Raw genomic sequence first — 15965 nt, 5'->3', positions numbered from 1 at the left:
TCGCGGGCGTTTTTCATGTGCGCTTACTTCGGCTGCATCCGGATCGCGCCGTCGAGGCGGATCACTTCGCCGTTGAGCATTGGATTCTCGACGATCTGGCGCACCAGCATCGCGTATTCGGCCGGTTTGCCGAGGCGCGGCGGGAACGGCACCATCGCGCCGAGCGCATCCTGCACGTCCTGCGGCATGCCGAGCAGCATCGGCGTCTCGAACAGGCCGGGCGCGATCGTCATCACGCGGATGCCGCTGCGCGACAGGTCCCGCGCGATCGGCAGCGTCATGCCCGCGACGCCGGCCTTCGATGCCGCGTAGGCGGCCTGGCCGATCTGGCCGTCGAAGGCGGCAACCGACGCGGTGCTGACGATCACGCCGCGCTCGCCTTCCGCGGTCGGCGCGGTCGCGGCCATCGCGGCGGCCGCGAGCCGGATCATGTTGAACGTGCCGACCAGGTTCACGTTGATCGTCTTCGCGAACACGTCGAGCGGATGCGCGCCGTCCTTGCCGACGGTTTTCGCGGCGGGCGCGATGCCCGCGCAGTTCACCAGGCCGCGCAGCGTGCCCGCGCGCGTCGCGGCGTCGACGGCCGCCTGCGCGTCGGCCTCGCTCGACACGTCGCAGCGCACGAATGTGCCGCCCAGCTCGGTGGCGAGCGCCGTGCCTGCCGCCTCGTTCAGGTCGGCGAGCACGACCTTGCCGCCCGCTTGCGCGAGCATCCGCGCGGTGCCGGCGCCGAGGCCCGATGCGCCGCCCGTGATCAGAAAGACGTTGCCGCGAATCTCCATGACTCCCTCCGTTGTCGACCGCCCTTGGCGCTTCAGCGCCTAGGGAGGTCCCATGCAAAGCGTCGACCGCCCTTGGCGCTTCAGCGCCTAGGGAGGTCCCATGCAAAGCGTCGACCGCCCTTGGCGCTTCAGTGCCTAGGGAGGTCCCATGCAAAGCGTCGACCGCCCTTGGCATGCAAAGCGGTTGTTTGTCCGATGCCGAGCTATCGGTTGAACGGCCGGTGCATCGCCGGATGGCGTGCACGCACTGAACCAATTGTACGAGGCACCATCGCGCCGGGGCGAAAACGGAACGATCGTGCCATTTCAGATCGAAGGCAAAAAAAAGCCGCCCGGAAAGGGCGGCTTGCGGGCGCGCGATGCGCTGCTTACTTCAGTGCGCCAAACGCACGCTCGCGGATTTCTTCGACGCTGCCGAGGCCCGAGATCTTGCGATACTGCGGCGCCTTCAGGCCGTTTTCCTCGCCGCGCTGTGCCCAGTCGCCGTAGTACGTGATCAGCGGCTTGGTCTGCGCTTCGTACACTTCGAGACGCTTCTTGACGGTTTCTTCCTTGTCGTCGTCGCGCTGGATCAGCGGCTCGCCCGTCACGTCGTCGTGACCTTCGACCTTCGGCGGGTTGAACTTGACGTGGTACGTGCGGCCCGATGCCGGGTGCGTGCGGCGGCCGCTCATGCGCTCGATGATTTCCGAGAACGGGACGTCGATCTCGAGCACGTAGTCGATCGCGACACCGGCTTCCTTCATCGCGTCAGCCTGCGCGATCGTGCGCGGGAAGCCGTCGAACAGGTAGCCGTTCGCGCAGTCGGATTCCTTCAGGCGTTCCTTGACGAGGCCGATGATCAGCGCGTCCGGCACGAGCTTGCCGGCGTCCATGTAGCCCTTCGCCTCGACGCCGAGCGGCGTGCCGGCCTTCACGGCCGCGCGCAGCATGTCGCCCGTCGAGATTTGCGGGATGCCGAACTTTTCCTTGATGAAGTTTGCCTGGGTGCCCTTTCCCGCGCCGGGCGCGCCCAACAGGATCAAACGCATGGTGTATCTCCGAGTATGTGGATTCGTGTGGCGAGACGCAAAGGCGTCGGCGACAGCGGGCGCGGGGCTTGCCTGGCGCGCGGCGGACCGGTCTGATGCGGCGCGTCGGCTAGGGCGACGCGCGGCTGCCGGCAGGGCCGCGGGCGGGGTCAAGCGAGGACGCGCTGGTCGCGGACGGCTCGCACAATCGCCTGATTATGCCATGGGTTATTTTGAACCCGGCTGAAAAAGGGCCTGCACGCGAGCGAGATCGGCCGGCGTGTCGATTCCGGCTTCGGGCGCGGACTCCGTGATCAGCACTGCGATGCGCTCGCCGTGCCACAGCGCGCGCAGCTGTTCGAGCTGCTCGGCCTGTTCGATCGGCGCCTGCGCGAGCGACGGATAGGTGCGCAGGAAGCGCGCGCGATACGCATAGAGCCCGATGTGCCGGTAGACCGGGAAGGCCGGTGCCGGCATGGCCACGACGTCCGGCCAGTGCGACTGGTACGCGTCGCGGCTCCACGGGATCGGCGCGCGCGAGAAGTACAGCGCGACGCTTTGCGCGTCGAGCGCGACCTTCACGACGTTCGGGTTGAACACGTCGGCCGCGTCGTGGATCGGGTGGGCTGCGGTCGCGATCGCGCAGGCCGGATGCGCGGCCAGGTGCGACGCCACGTCGCGCACGAGCACGGGGTCGATCAGCGGTTCGTCGCCCTGCACGTTGACGACGACGGTGTCGTCGCTCCACCCGAAGGCCGCCGCGACTTCCGCGAGCCGGTCGGTGCCGGACGGATGATCGGCCCGCGTGAGCACCGCTTCGAAGCCGTGGTCGCGGGCCGCGTCGAGCACGCTCTGCGCGTCGGATGCGACGAGCACCTGCTGCGCGCCCGCCTCGCGCGCACGTTCGGCGACGCGCACGACCATCGGCTTGCCGCCGAGATCGGCGAGCGGCTTGTTCGGAAGGCGCGTCGACGCGAGCCGGGCGGGAATGACGGCGATGAAGGGTTGCGGGTGAGTCATCGGGGAGCGGTGAGAAAGACGGGGCGGGCGACGCCGGGAGCCGGTCGCCCGGCGGGGTTCGGCGGCCCGGCCGGAGCCGGGCCGCCTGGGTCGAATCGTTGCGCCGTGCGAGCGGCCTGGCGGATCAGCGGCCGGCCGGATCGACCGGCGTGCCTTCGACGGTCTGGCGCGCTTCGTCGACGAGCATCACGGGGATGCCGTCGCGGATCGGGTAGGCGAGCTTGTCCGCGTTGCAGATCAGCTCCTGCGCGGCACGGTCGTAGTGGAGCGGGCCTTTGCAGATAGGGCACACAATGATTTCAAGGAGGCGAGCGTCCACGGAGTTTCTCCACAACGAGGGCAATGAGGCGAGGGTCGAGCGCGGCTTCGACGGGGACAACCCACAGTCGGGCGTCGCGCCAGGAAGCGCCCAATTTTACTGCATCCTTCTCGGTGATCAGGATCGCATCGACGGCATCGTCGACGAACGGATTGTCGGCGAACGCGTAATGGTCGGGCAGCGCCCGCGTTGCCGGTGCGAGACCGGCCGCGCGCAGCGTCGCGAAGAAGCGTTCCGGCGCGCCGATGCCGGCCGCGGCGAGCACGCGTTCGTTCGCGAACTGCGACAGCGGGCGGCGCAGCGCGGGCTGGTCGAGGTGCCACGCGGCGCCCGGCGTCAGCGCGAGCGCGTAGGTGTCGGGCCACGGCGGCAGCGCGCCGCTGTACGGGTCGTTGACGAGCGTCGCGTCGCGGTGCCGCGACAGCGGCTCGCGCAGCGGGCCGGCCGGCAGCAGGAAACCGTTGCCGCCGAGCCGGTGGTCGAACACGACGAGCTCGACCGTGCGCGCGAGGCGGTAGTGCTGGAGGCCGTCGTCGCTGACGATCACGTCGACGTCCGGGTGCGCGGCGCGCAGCGCCTGCGCGGCCGCGACGCGGTCGGGGCACACCCAGACGGGCGCGCCGGTGCGGCGCGCGATCAGCAGCGGCTCGTCGCCGCCGACGCTGGCGCGTGACGCGGGCGTGACGGCGGTCGGTGCCGTCACGCTCGCGCCGTAGCCGCGCGATACGACGCCCGGCGTGAAGCCGGCCGCGCGCAGCGCGTCGACGAGCGCGATCACGGTCGGGGTCTTGCCGGTGCCGCCGACGGTCACGTTGCCAACCACGACGACCGGCACGCCGACGTCGATCGGCCGCTTCCAGCCCTGTGCGTAGGCGGTGCGCCGCAGTGCCGCGCACAGGCCGAACACGCACGCGAACGGCGTGAGCGCCCATGCGAGTGCGCCGCGCCGCTGCCATTCGCGTGTCAGGCGCGCTTCGAGCCGCGCGAGCGGGCCGCCGGGCGCGCTCATCGGGCCGGGCGCGGCGCGTCGTGCGCCGCGGCGTGGGACGGATTCGTCAAGGCGGATTCTCCGTTGGGCGGCGCATGCCGCGGGGTCTGCGGAAGGCGGCACTCTAGCGCGCCGCATGCCGGCGCGGCAAGCGCGACCGGCCGACGCAGCCTGCGGGGCCGGATCACGGCGGCCTGTGGATAACTCTGTGAAAAACTCATCGACCGATTGCGTCAAACGCCCGCCGGGCGGGCCTCGAATCGGAAGTGAATTGTTTTGAAAGGTTTAAAAATCTATAAAAATCAATGTGTTATGAGGAATCGTCTGGTTTTTTTGGCGGTTTCCCGGCGTTTTAGGCGGACGAATGCCAGAGTGTGGACACCTTCAGCGCATGGCGGCGAATGCGGCGGCGCTGGACGTCGCGCGCATGTCGGACTATCGTGACGCCGCCAGCATTCATCCGACCGTCCATGCCTTCCGACTCTCCTTTTTCCGCACCCGGCGCGACCCGCGGCGGCGACGAAGTGATTCCCGTTTCGGCGCTCAATCGTGCGATTTCGACGATGCTCGAGCGCTCGTTTCCGCTGCTGTGGATTTCGGGCGAAGTATCGAATTTCACGCGCGCCGCGAGCGGCCACTGGTATTTCTCGATCAAGGACCAGCAGGCGCAGATGCGCTGCGTGATGTTCCGCGGCCGTGCCCAATACGCGGAATTCACGCCACGCGAAGGCGACCGCATCGAGGTGCGCGCGGTCATCACGATGTACGAGCCGCGTGGCGAAGTACAGCTCAACGTCGAAGCCGTGCGGCGTACCGGGCAAGGGCGCCTGTACGAGGCGTTCCTGCGGCTGAAGGCGCAGCTCGAGGGCGAGGGCCTCTTCGCGGCCGAGCGCAAGCGGCCGTTGCCGGCCCACCCGCGCGCGATCGGCATCGTCACGTCGCTGCAGGCCGCCGCGCTGCGCGACGTGCTGACCACGCTCGCCCGGCGTGCGCCGCACATTCCGGTGATCGTCTATCCGGCGCCCGTGCAGGGCGCCGGTTCCGCCGAGAAGCTCGTCGCGGCCGTCGAGGCCGCGAACGCGCGCCGTGAGGTCGACGTGCTGCTGGTCTGCCGCGGCGGCGGCTCGATCGAGGATCTGTGGTCGTTCAACGACGAAGCGCTGGCACGCGCGATCGCGGCGAGCGAGCTTCCGGTCGTCAGCGGCGTCGGGCACGAAACCGATTTCACGATCGCGGACTTCGCGGCCGACGTGCGCGCGCCGACGCCCACCGGCGCGGCCGAACTCGCGAGCCCGCAGCGCGCGCTGCTGCTGCGCGAGGTCGACGAGCGCCAGCGTGCGCTCGCGCGCGGCATGGCGCGCCGGCTCGAACAGCGTGCGCAGCAGCTCGACTGGCTCGCGCGCCGGCTCGTGAGCCCGGCCGAGCGGCTGCAGCGGCAGCGCACGCACGTCGAGCAGCTCGCGGTGCGGCTTGCGTCGGCCGCGTCGCGGCCGGTGCGCGATGCACGTGCGCGATTCGCGCTTGCGCAACTGCGCTGGCAGCGTGCGCGGCCCGATGCGTCGCAGGCGCGCCAGGCGCTCGCCGGGTTGTCGCAGCGCCTCGTCATCGCATTGCAGCGCCGTCACGAACGCGACACGGCGCGTGTGTCAGCCTGTGCTGCACGGCTCGAGGTGCTGAGCCCGCAGCGCACGCTCGAGCGCGGCTATGCGGCGCTGATCGACGCGCAGACGGGCCGGGCGGTACGCGCGCCGAACGCGCTGAAGCCGCAGCGGCGCCTGACCGTGCATCTGGCCGAAGGCTCGGCCGACGTGTCGCTCGCCGACGTGCAGCCGCGGCTGACCGATACGATCTGACGTAACCGGCGCCAAGCGGGGCGAAAAGTTGCCGCAGCGGACGCCTTGGGCGCGGGAACGGATGCTGCGCATCGTCTGGCTCGTCCTGCCGGACGGTGCGCCAACATCGCTTTTCCGCATACCGCGGATAAATGGCCCGTGAGTTTGCGGGGTTATTCGTCCTCGCCTACAATCGGACGCTCGGCAGCATCCAACACAGCCTCCCTACATACTCAACGAAGGAATTGCCATGGCTCATACGCTCCCGCCGCTCCCGTACGCTGAAGACGCACTCGCGCCGACCATCTCGCTCGAGACGATCCAGTACCACTACGGCAAGCACCATCAGGCTTATGTGACGAACCTGAACAATCTGATCCCGGGCACGGAATTCGAAAACCTGTCGCTGGAAGAGATCGTGAAGAAGTCGTCGGGCGGCATCTTCAACAACGCCGCGCAAATCTGGAACCACACGTTCTTCTGGAACAGCCTGTCGCCGAACGGCGGCGGCGCACCGACGGGCGCGCTGGGCGACGCGATCAACGCGAAGTGGGGTTCGTACGACGCATTCAAGGAAGCGTTCACGAAGGCCGCAGTCGGCACGTTCGGTTCGGGCTGGGCATGGCTCGTGAAGAAGGCGGACGGTTCGCTCGACATCGTGTCGACGAGCAACGCCGCAACGCCGCTGACGACCGCCGACAAGGCACTGCTGACGATCGACGTGTGGGAACACGCGTACTACATCGACTACCGCAACGCACGTCCGAAGTTCGTCGAAGCGTTCTGGAACATCGTGAACTGGGACTTCGCAGCGAAGAACTTCGCGTAAGTCCGGCGCCGGCGCGTCGCCACGGCGCGCGGCACCCCAAAAAAAGCCCTCGTTTCGAGGGCTTTTTTGTTTTGGTCCCGCAGGAACGCGCCGCGCGGGCCGGGTCAGGCGGCCAGGCCGAGCATCCAGCCGAGCGCTGCACTTGCGATCACGACGGCCCACGGCGGCACGCGCCAGAACACCAGCGCGACGAAGGCGACGAGCGCGGCGGCCAGGTCGCGCGGCGCGACGATCGTGTCGGTCCAGACCGGGTGATAAAACGCGGCGAACAGCAACCCGACGACGGCCGCGTTCACGCCCGCCAGTGCCGCCTGCATGCGCGCGCTGCGGCGCATGCGTTCCCAGAACGGTGCGGTGCCGGCCACCAGCAGGAACGACGGCGCGAAGATCGAGACGAGCGCGATCGTGCCGCCGAGCCAGCCGTTCGGCGCGTCGCGCAGCGACGCACCGAGAAACGCGGAGAACGTGAACAGCGGCCCCGGCACGGCCTGCGCGACACCGTACCCGGCCAGGAACGCCGAATCGCCGACCCAGCCGGGCGCGACCACCGCCGCCTGCAGCAGCGGCAGCACCACGTGCCCGCCACCGAACACGAGCGCGCCCGTGCGGAAGAACGCATCGACGACGGCGAGCGTATCGGACTGCAGCGCGCGGGCCGCGAACGGCAATGCGACGAGCAGTGCCGCGAACAGCGCGAGCCACAGCACGCCCGCACGGGGCGACACGTGCAGCGGTAACGGCTCGTGCGCATCGCGCGCCGGCTGCGGCAGCAGCACGAGACCGGCCGCACCGGCTGCGACGATCACGGCAACCTGCGTCCACGCGGCCGGCGCGAGCAGCGCGACGCAGGCGGCGGCCGCCATCAGCGTGACGCGGCGCGCATCCGGGCACAGCGTGCGCGCCATCCCCCAGACCGCTTGCGCGATCACCGCGACTGACACGATGCGCAGCCCGTGCAGCGCGCCGGCTTCGATCGGTGCGCCCGTCGCGTGAACGCCGAGCGCGAACAGCATCATCAGCAGCGCCGACGGCAGCGTGAAGCCGAGCCATGCGGCGAACATGCCCGCATAGCCGGCGCGCGCAAGGCCGATCGCCATCCCGACCTGGCTGCTCGCGGGCCCCGGCAGGAACTGGCACAGTCCGACGAGATCGGCATAGGTGCGCTCGGTGAGCCAGCCGCGCCGCGTGACGAATTCGGCACGGAAGTAGCCGAGATGCGCGACCGGGCCGCCGAACGACGTGAGGCCGAGCCGCAGGAACGCGGCGAATACGGGCCACGGATGGCGGGACGGGGCGGGGACGGACGACGTGTTCAAGACGAGGTATGCGGTGGACGAGCGAGCTGCCACGATAGCGCAACGCGGCGACGGCGGGGGCGCGTGGGTGGCCGTTGCGCGGCGTTCAGTGCGACCCGTCGCCGAGCCCGCCCGCGCGGCGCAACGCGTCGATGTCCACGAGCTCGATCTCGCCGACATGCAGCCGTACGACGCCGTCGGCCTGCAGCGCCTTCAGCAGCTGGTTGGTGGTCTGCCGCGTCAGCGACAGCATCGACGCGAGCGTTTCCTGCGACAGCCGCACGTGCGTGCGCCCGGCGCTGATGCCGCCGTAGCCTTCGGCGATCATCAGCAGGCGCGCGGCGAGCCGCTGCGCGGCCGGCATCACGCTCATCGATTCGACGGTCAGGAAGCTCAGGCGCAGCTTCTGCGCCATCAACAGCGCGAACTGCCGCCAGTATTGCGGCGTCGCATCGAGGATCGCGAGCAGCGCGGCCTGCGGCACGTGCAGCAGCAGCGTGTCGTCGAGCGCGATCGCGTCGTGCGTGCGCGGCTGGCCGTCGAACAGCGCGATTTCGCCGAACCACGTGACGGGCTCGGCCACCGTCAGCAGCGCCTCCTTGCCCTGCGGGTCGACCGCACCTATCGTGAGTGAACCGGCCAGCACCGCGTACAGCCCGCACGGCGGGTCGCCGCGGCGGAACAGCGCGTGGCCGGGCGGCAAACGGCGCAGCGCCGCGCGGGCGAGCAGGTCCGCGCGCAATGCGGGCGGCAGCGCGGCGAACCACGGGTTCGCTTCGATCTGCGGCAGGTACGGGGCGAGCGACGAAGACATGGGCACGCGATGTCGGGTAGTTGACAGCGGTTCTCGGGCGTGACGCGCATCATAGCGCTCAATAACCGACCAGGAGACGCGATGAAAACGCTCGAAGACCATCTTTCGCAGTATGCGGCCTACCATCGCGACGCGCGCAATATCGCGACGCATCTGGTCGGCATTCCGATGATCGTGTTCGCGGTCGAAGTGCTGTTGTCGCGGCCGGCGCTCGGGATGCTCGCCGGCATCGCGCTGTCGCCGGCGCTGCTGCTCGCCGTCGCGTTCGCGGCGTTCTACCTGCGACTCGACCTGCGGTTCGGGATCGTGATGACCGCGCTGTTCGCGCTCGGCCTGTGGGCCGCGCAGTCGCTCGCGTTGCTGCCGACCGCGCAATGGCTTGCGGCGGGCATCGGCGCATTCGTCGTCGGCTGGATCGTGCAGTTCGTCGGGCACTGGTTCGAAGGCCGCAAGCCTGCATTCGTCGATGATCTGGTCGGCCTGATGGTCGGGCCGCTGTTCGTCGTCGCCGAGGTCGCGTTCTTCGCGGGACTGCGCGGCGACGTGCGGCGCGAAGTCGAACGGCGCGCGGGCCCCGTGCATGGCGGCGCGCACTCGCATGTCTGATTTGCCGGTCTGCGTGTTCGGCGCGGGCGCGGTCGGCTGCTATCTCGGCGGCCGCCTCGCGGCAGCCGGCGTGAACGTGACGCTCGTCGGCCGTGCGCGGATCGGTGACGCGATTCATGGGCACGGGCTTACGCTGACCGACCAGCGCGGCTATCGCGCGGCGCTTGCACCGGCCGATGTCGCGTTCACTACCGATCCGGCCGTCGCGGCCGATGCGCGGCTCGTGCTTGTCGCGGTGAAGTCGGCCGCCACGCACGAGGCCGCCGCGCAACTGGCCGGTGTGCTGCGGCCCGGCACGATCGTGGTCAGTTTCCAGAACGGCCTGCACAACGCCGACGTGCTGCGCGACGCATTGCCGCACGCGACCGTGCTGGCCGGCATGGTGCCGTTCAACGTGATCGAGCGCGGGCCCGGCGCGTTTCACCAGGGCTCGGCCGGCACGCTCGCGGCCGCCGCGTCGCCCGCGCTGCAGCCGTTCGCCGGCACGTTCGTGCGTGCCGGGCTGCCGCTCGTGCTGCATCGCGACATGCGTGCCGTGCAGTGGGCGAAGCTGCTGCTCAACCTGAACAACGCGGTCAATGCGCTCGCGAACCTGCCGCTGCGTGACGAACTCGCGCAGCGCGCGTACCGGCGCTGCGTCGCACTGGCCCAGCGCGAGGCGCTGCACTGGCTGGCGCGGGCCGAGATCCGCCCCGCGCGGCTGACGCCGCTGCCGGCCGCGTGGATCCCGGCCGTGCTCGATCTGCCCGATGCGGCCTTTCGTGTGCTTGGCGGCCGGATGCTCGCGATCGACCCGCTTGCCCGTTCGTCGATGTCCGACGATCTCGCGGCGCGGCGCGCGACGGAAGTCGAGTGGATCAACGGCGAGATTGTCCGGCTGGCCGCGCGTTACGGTGCGCAGGCGCCGGTCAATGCGCGGCTGTGCGCGCTCGTTCACGACGCGGAAAGTGCGGCGGCGCGTCCCGCGTGGCGAGGCGACGCGCTGTGGGCCGAGCTGACCATGCAGGCGCCGCGCGCGGGTGACGTGCGGGCCGCGTGAGCCGGCTTCGCGCGATCGTCGGCGCGGATCGCGCGCGGCACCACGGTCCGGGCACAACGGCTAAGATGCGGGGTGCGTCATACGACGCCTTTGCGGAGCAATCGCCATGGTGGATCGCCCGACTCTCGACGCCTACGACGCTCATGCCGCGCAATACGCGCAGGACTGGCTCGACCAGGCTGCGCCCGACGACATGTACGCGCTGCTCGAGCAGCACTTCTCGCCGGGGCCGACCGCCGACATCGGCTGCGGCGCGGGGCGCGACACGGCCTGGCTCGCGTCGCGCGGCTTCGACGTGCGGGGCTACGACGCGAGCGCCGCGCTGCTCGACGAGGCGCGGCGGCACCATCCGGGCCTGACCTTCGAACTGGCCGCGCTGCCGGCGCTGGCTGGTGTACCGTCCGGCACGTTTCGCAACGTGCTGTGCGAAACGGTCGTCATGCACCTCGAACAGGCGGACGCGGCGACAGCCGCCGCGCGGCTGGCGGATCTGCTGATACCGGGCGGCACGTTGTACCTGAGCTGGCGGGTGGCCGGAAACGGCACGTTGCGCGACGAGCGCGGCCGCCTCTATACGGCGCTCGATTCGGCGCGGATGCGCGCGGCGCTCGGCAAGGATGTGCACGTGATCGACGAGCACGAGGTCGTCAGCGCATCGTCAGGCAAGCGCGTGCACCGGCTGATCGTGCGCAAGGCGGGCGCCGTCGCGTGAGGGCGGCGCGTCATCGCGCTTACTCGCGGCTGAGCGCGGCTTCCCAGTTGATGTCGACGCAGAGCACCTGCATGCCGGTCGCGGCGGGTGCGGCGATCGACGCCGTTACGCACAGGTGCGCCTCGTTGATCGACAGGTACGGCGGCGTCAGATGCACGCGGCCCGGCGCGCGCATTGCGTCGATGAAGTACGGTCGGCGTTCCCAGCTTGCGCCTTCGGAATGCAGCAGCGGTCGGAAGCGCTTCGCGCGTTGCGATACGCTGCCGCGCGCGCGCACGTTGTCGCCGATCTGGCGGCCCGACGCATCGAGCAGGAAGCAGCGCGCGGTTTCGGGCAGCCCCAGCACGGCGGTCGCCGCATCGGTGAGCGATTCGCCCGCGCCGAGCTTGCGGCTCGCTTCCTCGAGCGCCGCGACGTACGGAGCGAGCCGCTCCGCCTGCGTGCGCTCGCGCTGCGCGACGCGCAGCCGCAGCGCGGCCGACAGCGTATCCATGCAGCCTGCGGCGGCCTGCGGCTGCACGGGATCGACGCTCGGCCCCGCGAAATACTGGCCCTGCACGAAATCGACGTCGCATTCGAGCGCGATCAGCGCATCGCGCTCGGTCGCCAGGCCGCCCATCAGCACCAGCTGGCCGGATTCGTGCAGCAGCGACACGAGCCCCGGCAGCACGCGTTCGAGATGTGAGTGCTCGCTTGCCTGCGCGAGGATGCCGCGGTCGAGCGTGACGATATCCGGATGCAGGTGCCACACGCGGTCGACGTTCGAATGCTTCGCGCCGAACCCGACGAGCGCGATCAGGAAGCCGGCCTTGCGCAGCCCGTCGATGATCGCCGCATAGCGCGGCGTCTCGCCGCCGGCCTGCTCGGGCACCTCGAGCACCACGCGGTGCGGCGGCAGCCCGAGCGCCTTCAGGTTCGCGAGCATCGCGTCGCCGTAGATGGTGTCCATCAGCGCGGCCGGATGCAGGCTCAGGAAGAGCCATTCGTCGTGGCTGTCGAACGCGTGGAAGTTACCGAGATGCAACGATTCGGCAAGTCGGCCGAGTTCGAGCAGGTCGCCGCGGCGCGCCGCCTGCGTGAACACCTCGTGCGATGCCACCTGGCGGCTTTCCTCGTCGTGCGCGCGCAGCGACGCGTGATAGCCGATCGCGCGACGGTGCGACACCGAGAAAACGGGCTGGAACACGCTTAACACGGTGTAGCCGCCGTACAGCACGGTGCGCCGGTTCCCGTCGTCGCCGGCGACGGGGCGGGGCGGCTGAAAGCCGGGGGGATCGATTTCGATCATGCTCATGATGTCGGCCGAAGGAAGACTACCAGTTTACCTAGAGAATAGGCGAGCAAGAAGCATGCACGGCATCGTACCGCGTGCGGCGGCCCGTCGCGGCCGGCAGGCGGCGCACGGCAGGGCGGCGTTGCACCGCGGTGGTGCGCGCCGACCCGATTCGGCACGCGCCGCGCGTCACGTGCGCTCGGACGGGTCGGTCTTGCGCGCGGTGTTGCGGATCTCGGGCGCGAGCTGCGCGAAGATCCACGCGGACGCGGCCGTGATGATCCCGACGCAGATGAACGTCGCATGGAACGCCGGCAGCGTGTTGCTGGGCGTCACCGTGCGCAGCATGCCCGTGAACGTCGCGAGCAGCGCGCCCGCGACCGTGACGCCGAGGCTCATCGACAGCATCTGCACGAGCGAGAACAGGCTGTTGCCGCTGCTCGCGCCGCCCGTGCCGAGATCCTTCAGCGTCAGCGTGTTCATCGCGGTGAACTGCATCGAGTTGAAGCCGCCGAACAGCGCGAGATGCACGACCTTCACCCAGACCGGCACCGTGTCGCGCATCAGCGCGAAGCTCGCCATCATCACGCCGACCATGATCGTGTTCGCGAGCAGCACCTTGCGGTAGCCGTGCTGCGTGATCAGGCGCGTGATGATCCGCTTCGAGAACATCCCGGCCGCCGCGACCGGCAGCATCATCAGCCCGGCCTCGAACGCCGAGTAGCCGAGGCTCACCTGCAGCAGCAGCGGGATCAGGTACGGCATCGCACCGCTGCCGATCCGCGCGAACAGGTTGCCGAGCAGGCCGACGCTGAACGTGTGGATCCTGAACAGTTCGAGCGAGAAGATCGGTTGCGGCGCACGCACCGCGTACAGCCCGTATGCGACGAAGCATGCAAGGCTCAGGATCAGCAGCACCAGCACGGCCGCGTGCTGCATGCCGAGATCGGCGAGCCCGTCGAGCGACAGCGAGATCGCGATCATGCCGATCGTCAGCAGCAGATAACCTTTCAGGTCGAAGCGGCCGACGGCCGGGTTGCGCGAATCGGGCATCGAATAGAAGGTCGCGATGCAGCCTGCGACGCCGACCGGCACGTTGATCAGGAAGATCCAGTGCCACGACGCGATCTTCACGAGCCAGCCGCCGAGCGTCGGCCCGATCAGCGGGCCGATCAGGCCCGGAATCGCGACGAACGACAGCGCGGGCAGGTAGCGTTCGGCCGGGAACGTGCGCAGCACCGCGAGCCGCCCGACCGGCAGCAGCATCGCGCCGCCGACCCCCTGCACGACGCGGAATGCGACGAGTTGCGTCAGCGTATGTGCGTTCGCGCACAGCAGCGAGCCGAGCGAGAACACCAGGATCGCGCTGAAGAACACGCGCCGCGTGCCGAACGTATCGGCGAGCCAGCCCGACACGGGGATCATCACCGCCATCGTCAGCGAGTACGCGATCACGACCGACTGCATCCGCAGCGGCGATTCGCCGAGGCTCGCGGCCATCGACGGCAGCGCCGTGTTGACGATCGTCGAATCGAGCGTCTGCATGAAGAAGCCCGTCGCAACGAGCCAGAGCATCACGGTGAGGTTCTTTTCGCCGGGAGCGGCGGCGGGCGGGCGCTGGAACATGGTGGTGGGCGGTGGCGCGGGACAGCCGACATTGTAGGGAAAGGCGCCGCGCCGTGCAGGCTCGAGACGGCATGCGATGCGGCGTCGGGCCTGCCCGACGGAGGCCTGTCCCCGTCGGTTGGCCAGTACAGTTCAGTCAAAAGTGTCTGCGGCCGTATCTGTCCGTGTGCTGCCACTGTCCGAAATACTGGTGCCATCGAACCCGTGCGACCAGGAGGCTGCCATGCGCGAACTGCGACTTTACGTGATGGACGGCGATGAGCCGGCCGGACGGTGGCGGATCGTCGACCGCACACTGCTCGAGGTGGCCGAAGGCGAAGTGTGGGTGACCGTCGAGGGCCGTCCGGACGATCACTGGCTGGGTGCCGGTGCGTCGCTGACGTTGCTGCCCGGCACGCGTGCGTGGGTCAGCGCGGGGCAGTGCGGCGCGACGTTCGCGTTCGGTCCGCTCGCGGTGCCGGCCAAGCAGGCCGCGCACGCGTGGTGGCGTCCGTTCGCCGCGTGGCGCGACGGCCGTCGTCACACGGCTGCGTCGCTGCCGACGTAGCGCGCCCGCGGCCGGATCAGCTTCCCGTCCGCGTACTGTTCGAGCGCATGCGCGATCCAGCCGGCCGTGCGGCCTGCTGCGAACAGCGTGAATGCCGCGCCTTCAGGCAGCGCGAGCGTGCGCTCCAGCACCGCGAGCGCGTAATCGATCGCCGGGCGCAGGCCCGTCGCCGCTTCGACGCGCGCGGCGAGCGCGTGCGCCGTACGCAGCGCCGGCCGGTCGGGCGTCGCGGCGTGCAGCGCGTCGAGCAGCGCCCGCGCGCGCGGGTCGCCGTCGGGGTACAGCGGGTGCGCGAAGCCGGACAGGGCCGTGCGGCCGCTGTCCGCGCGTTCGTCGCGCGCCAGCCGCAGCGCAAGGTAGCGGTCGAGGTCGGCGGCGCGGGCCGCTTCGTCGAGCAGTGTACCCGCGCGGAACGTCTCGCCGCCGTGGCGCGGCCCCGACAGCGCCGCGAGCCCGCCCGTGACCGCGCCGAACAGGTGGGTGCCGGTCGACGCGATGCAGCGTACCGCGAAGGTCGACGGATTCAGTTCATGATCGGCGCACAGCACGAGCGCGCGCCGCAACAGGTCGGTTTCGTCGCGTTGACGTACGCGCCATGCGGTCGCGAGCTGCAGGTGTACGGGCGCGTCGCCCGGTGCGATGCCGGCGAGCGCAGCCGTCGCGACGCGCAGCAGCAGCGCGGCGGAGTCGAGCTGTGCGTCGCGCCCTTGCGCCCACAGGCGCGGCAGCGACGCTGCAGCAGCAGGCAGCAGCACCAGCGCGCGTTCGACCGGCGCAAGATGCGCCCAGCGGCGCGCCCAGTCGTCCCACTGCGCGGCGTCGAAACCGGTCGACGCGAGCGATGTGCGTGCCAGCCGCGCGGGCGGGCAGTCCCAGAGCCGCGCGGCCGTGTCTTCGAGCGTCGCTTCGTCGGCCAGCGCGACCGCATCGGCGCCGCGGTAGCACAGGCGGCCGTCGGCGATCTGCGTGATCCGCGATTCCAATACCGGCACGCCCCAGTCGAGCGAACGTTCGGCTACGCCGCCCGCGCGCTTCGCGTCGGCACGGCGGCGCGCGAGCAGGCGCACCTCGTCCGCGTCGTAGCAGCGACGCTTGGTTGTGCCGTCGGGCAGCGAGCGCAGCAGACCGCGGCTCACATACGCATAGAGCGTGCTCACGCTGACACCGAGGATGCCCGCCGCTTCCTGCGCACTGAGGGATGTCATGCCGGTGGCTCCTGTCGGGGCGCATGAAGCGCGGCCCCGCTACAACTATTCGTTATGCATTGATTCAT

The 15965-nt window shown here is 69.9% G+C and carries 16 protein-coding genes; 6 read left to right on the top strand and 10 right to left on the bottom strand.

The genetic code is table 11. The annotated features are described in order from the left end of the window. Window positions 1-23 precede the first annotated feature (23 nt). From AC5LXK_RS13640 to lpxK, 5 genes are all read right to left on the bottom strand, one after another. A complete protein-coding gene (locus AC5LXK_RS13640; RefSeq protein WP_493389284.1) occupies window positions 24-782 on the bottom strand; it encodes an SDR family NAD(P)-dependent oxidoreductase in 759 nt (252 codons plus the stop codon). 368 nt (window positions 783-1150) lie between these two features. Then, a complete protein-coding gene (adk, locus tag AC5LXK_RS13635) occupies window positions 1151-1813 on the bottom strand; it encodes an adenylate kinase (protein WP_011352990.1) in 663 nt (220 codons plus the stop codon). 207 nt (window positions 1814-2020) lie between these two features. After that, complete coding sequence (gene kdsB / locus AC5LXK_RS13630; RefSeq protein ID WP_493389283.1) at window positions 2021-2812, bottom strand: 3-deoxy-manno-octulosonate cytidylyltransferase; 792 nt, start codon at window positions 2810-2812, stop codon at window positions 2021-2023. 124 nt (window positions 2813-2936) lie between these two features. Beyond that, window positions 2937-3131 (bottom strand): Trm112 family protein, encoded by a 195-nt coding sequence (locus AC5LXK_RS13625; protein ID WP_006482216.1) that lies wholly within the window; start codon window positions 3129-3131, stop codon window positions 2937-2939. Next, window positions 3112-4140 carry a tetraacyldisaccharide 4'-kinase gene (gene lpxK / locus AC5LXK_RS13620; protein ID WP_493389282.1) on the bottom strand — a complete coding sequence of 343 codons (1029 nt, stop codon included), beginning with the start codon at window positions 4138-4140 and terminating at the stop codon, window positions 3112-3114. Before lpxK ends, AC5LXK_RS13625 begins: the two co-directional genes overlap by 20 nt. A gap of 449 nt (window positions 4141-4589) precedes the next feature. Here lpxK and xseA point away from each other — a divergent pair, with 449 nt between their 5' ends. Together xseA and sodB are read left to right on the top strand one after the other, a co-directional pair. Continuing rightward, complete coding sequence (xseA, locus tag AC5LXK_RS13615) at window positions 4590-5972, top strand: exodeoxyribonuclease VII large subunit (RefSeq protein ID WP_493389281.1); 1383 nt, start codon at window positions 4590-4592, stop codon at window positions 5970-5972. A gap of 229 nt (window positions 5973-6201) precedes the next feature. Next, a complete protein-coding gene (sodB, locus tag AC5LXK_RS13610; RefSeq protein WP_011352986.1) occupies window positions 6202-6780 on the top strand; it encodes a superoxide dismutase [Fe] in 579 nt (192 codons plus the stop codon). 104 nt (window positions 6781-6884) lie between these two features. On the opposite strand, the gene chrA is transcribed toward sodB, so the two are convergent. Both chrA and AC5LXK_RS13600 read right to left on the bottom strand, forming a co-directional pair. Further along, complete coding sequence (chrA, locus tag AC5LXK_RS13605) at window positions 6885-8096, bottom strand: chromate efflux transporter (protein WP_493389280.1); 1212 nt, start codon at window positions 8094-8096, stop codon at window positions 6885-6887. An 85-nt stretch (window positions 8097-8181) separates the two neighbouring features. After that, window positions 8182-8889: a Crp/Fnr family transcriptional regulator gene (locus tag AC5LXK_RS13600; RefSeq protein ID WP_493389279.1), complete on the bottom strand. Its 708-nt coding sequence runs from the start codon at window positions 8887-8889 to the stop codon at window positions 8182-8184. A gap of 81 nt (window positions 8890-8970) precedes the next feature. Between AC5LXK_RS13600 and AC5LXK_RS13595 the strand changes: the two genes are divergently transcribed. The 3 genes from AC5LXK_RS13595 to AC5LXK_RS13585 all read left to right on the top strand — a co-directional run bounded on the left by AC5LXK_RS13595 (window position 8971) and on the right by AC5LXK_RS13585 (window position 11246). Beyond that, the gene (locus AC5LXK_RS13595; RefSeq protein ID WP_493389278.1) at window positions 8971-9495 is read left to right on the top strand and encodes an Mpo1 family 2-hydroxy fatty acid dioxygenase; all 525 of its coding nucleotides are present in this window, start codon (window positions 8971-8973) and stop codon (window positions 9493-9495) included. Continuing rightward, complete coding sequence (locus tag AC5LXK_RS13590) at window positions 9488-10534, top strand: 2-dehydropantoate 2-reductase (RefSeq protein ID WP_493389277.1); 1047 nt, start codon at window positions 9488-9490, stop codon at window positions 10532-10534. Before AC5LXK_RS13595 ends, AC5LXK_RS13590 begins: the two co-directional genes overlap by 8 nt. Before the next feature lie 106 nt (window positions 10535-10640). Then, complete coding sequence (locus AC5LXK_RS13585) at window positions 10641-11246, top strand: class I SAM-dependent methyltransferase (protein ID WP_493389276.1); 606 nt, start codon at window positions 10641-10643, stop codon at window positions 11244-11246. Window positions 11247-11265: 19 nt separating this feature from the next. Here AC5LXK_RS13585 and AC5LXK_RS13580 read toward each other — a convergent pair whose 3' ends face one another. Further along, window positions 11266-12540 carry an EAL domain-containing protein gene (locus AC5LXK_RS13580; protein WP_493389275.1) on the bottom strand — a complete coding sequence of 425 codons (1275 nt, stop codon included), beginning with the start codon at window positions 12538-12540 and terminating at the stop codon, window positions 11266-11268. 168 nt (window positions 12541-12708) lie between these two features. Continuing rightward, window positions 12709-14145, bottom strand: coding sequence for a multidrug transporter subunit MdtD (gene mdtD, locus AC5LXK_RS13575; RefSeq protein WP_493389274.1), 1437 nt, complete (start codon window positions 14143-14145; stop codon window positions 12709-12711). A gap of 223 nt (window positions 14146-14368) precedes the next feature. Between mdtD and AC5LXK_RS13570 the strand changes: the two genes are divergently transcribed. Further along, window positions 14369-14692, top strand: a complete 324-nt coding sequence (locus tag AC5LXK_RS13570; protein WP_493389273.1) for a DUF2917 domain-containing protein — start codon at window positions 14369-14371, stop codon at window positions 14690-14692. Here the strand turns inward: AC5LXK_RS13570 and AC5LXK_RS13565 are convergent. After that, a complete protein-coding gene (locus AC5LXK_RS13565; protein ID WP_493389272.1) occupies window positions 14665-15897 on the bottom strand; it encodes a citrate/2-methylcitrate synthase in 1233 nt (410 codons plus the stop codon). The two genes, AC5LXK_RS13570 and AC5LXK_RS13565, sit on opposite strands and share 28 nt — an antisense overlap. Window positions 15898-15965: the final 68 nt, after the last annotated feature.

The organism is Burkholderia pulmonis, from assembly GCF_984667975.1.
This window is presented reverse-complemented; position numbering and strand designations above follow the sequence as displayed.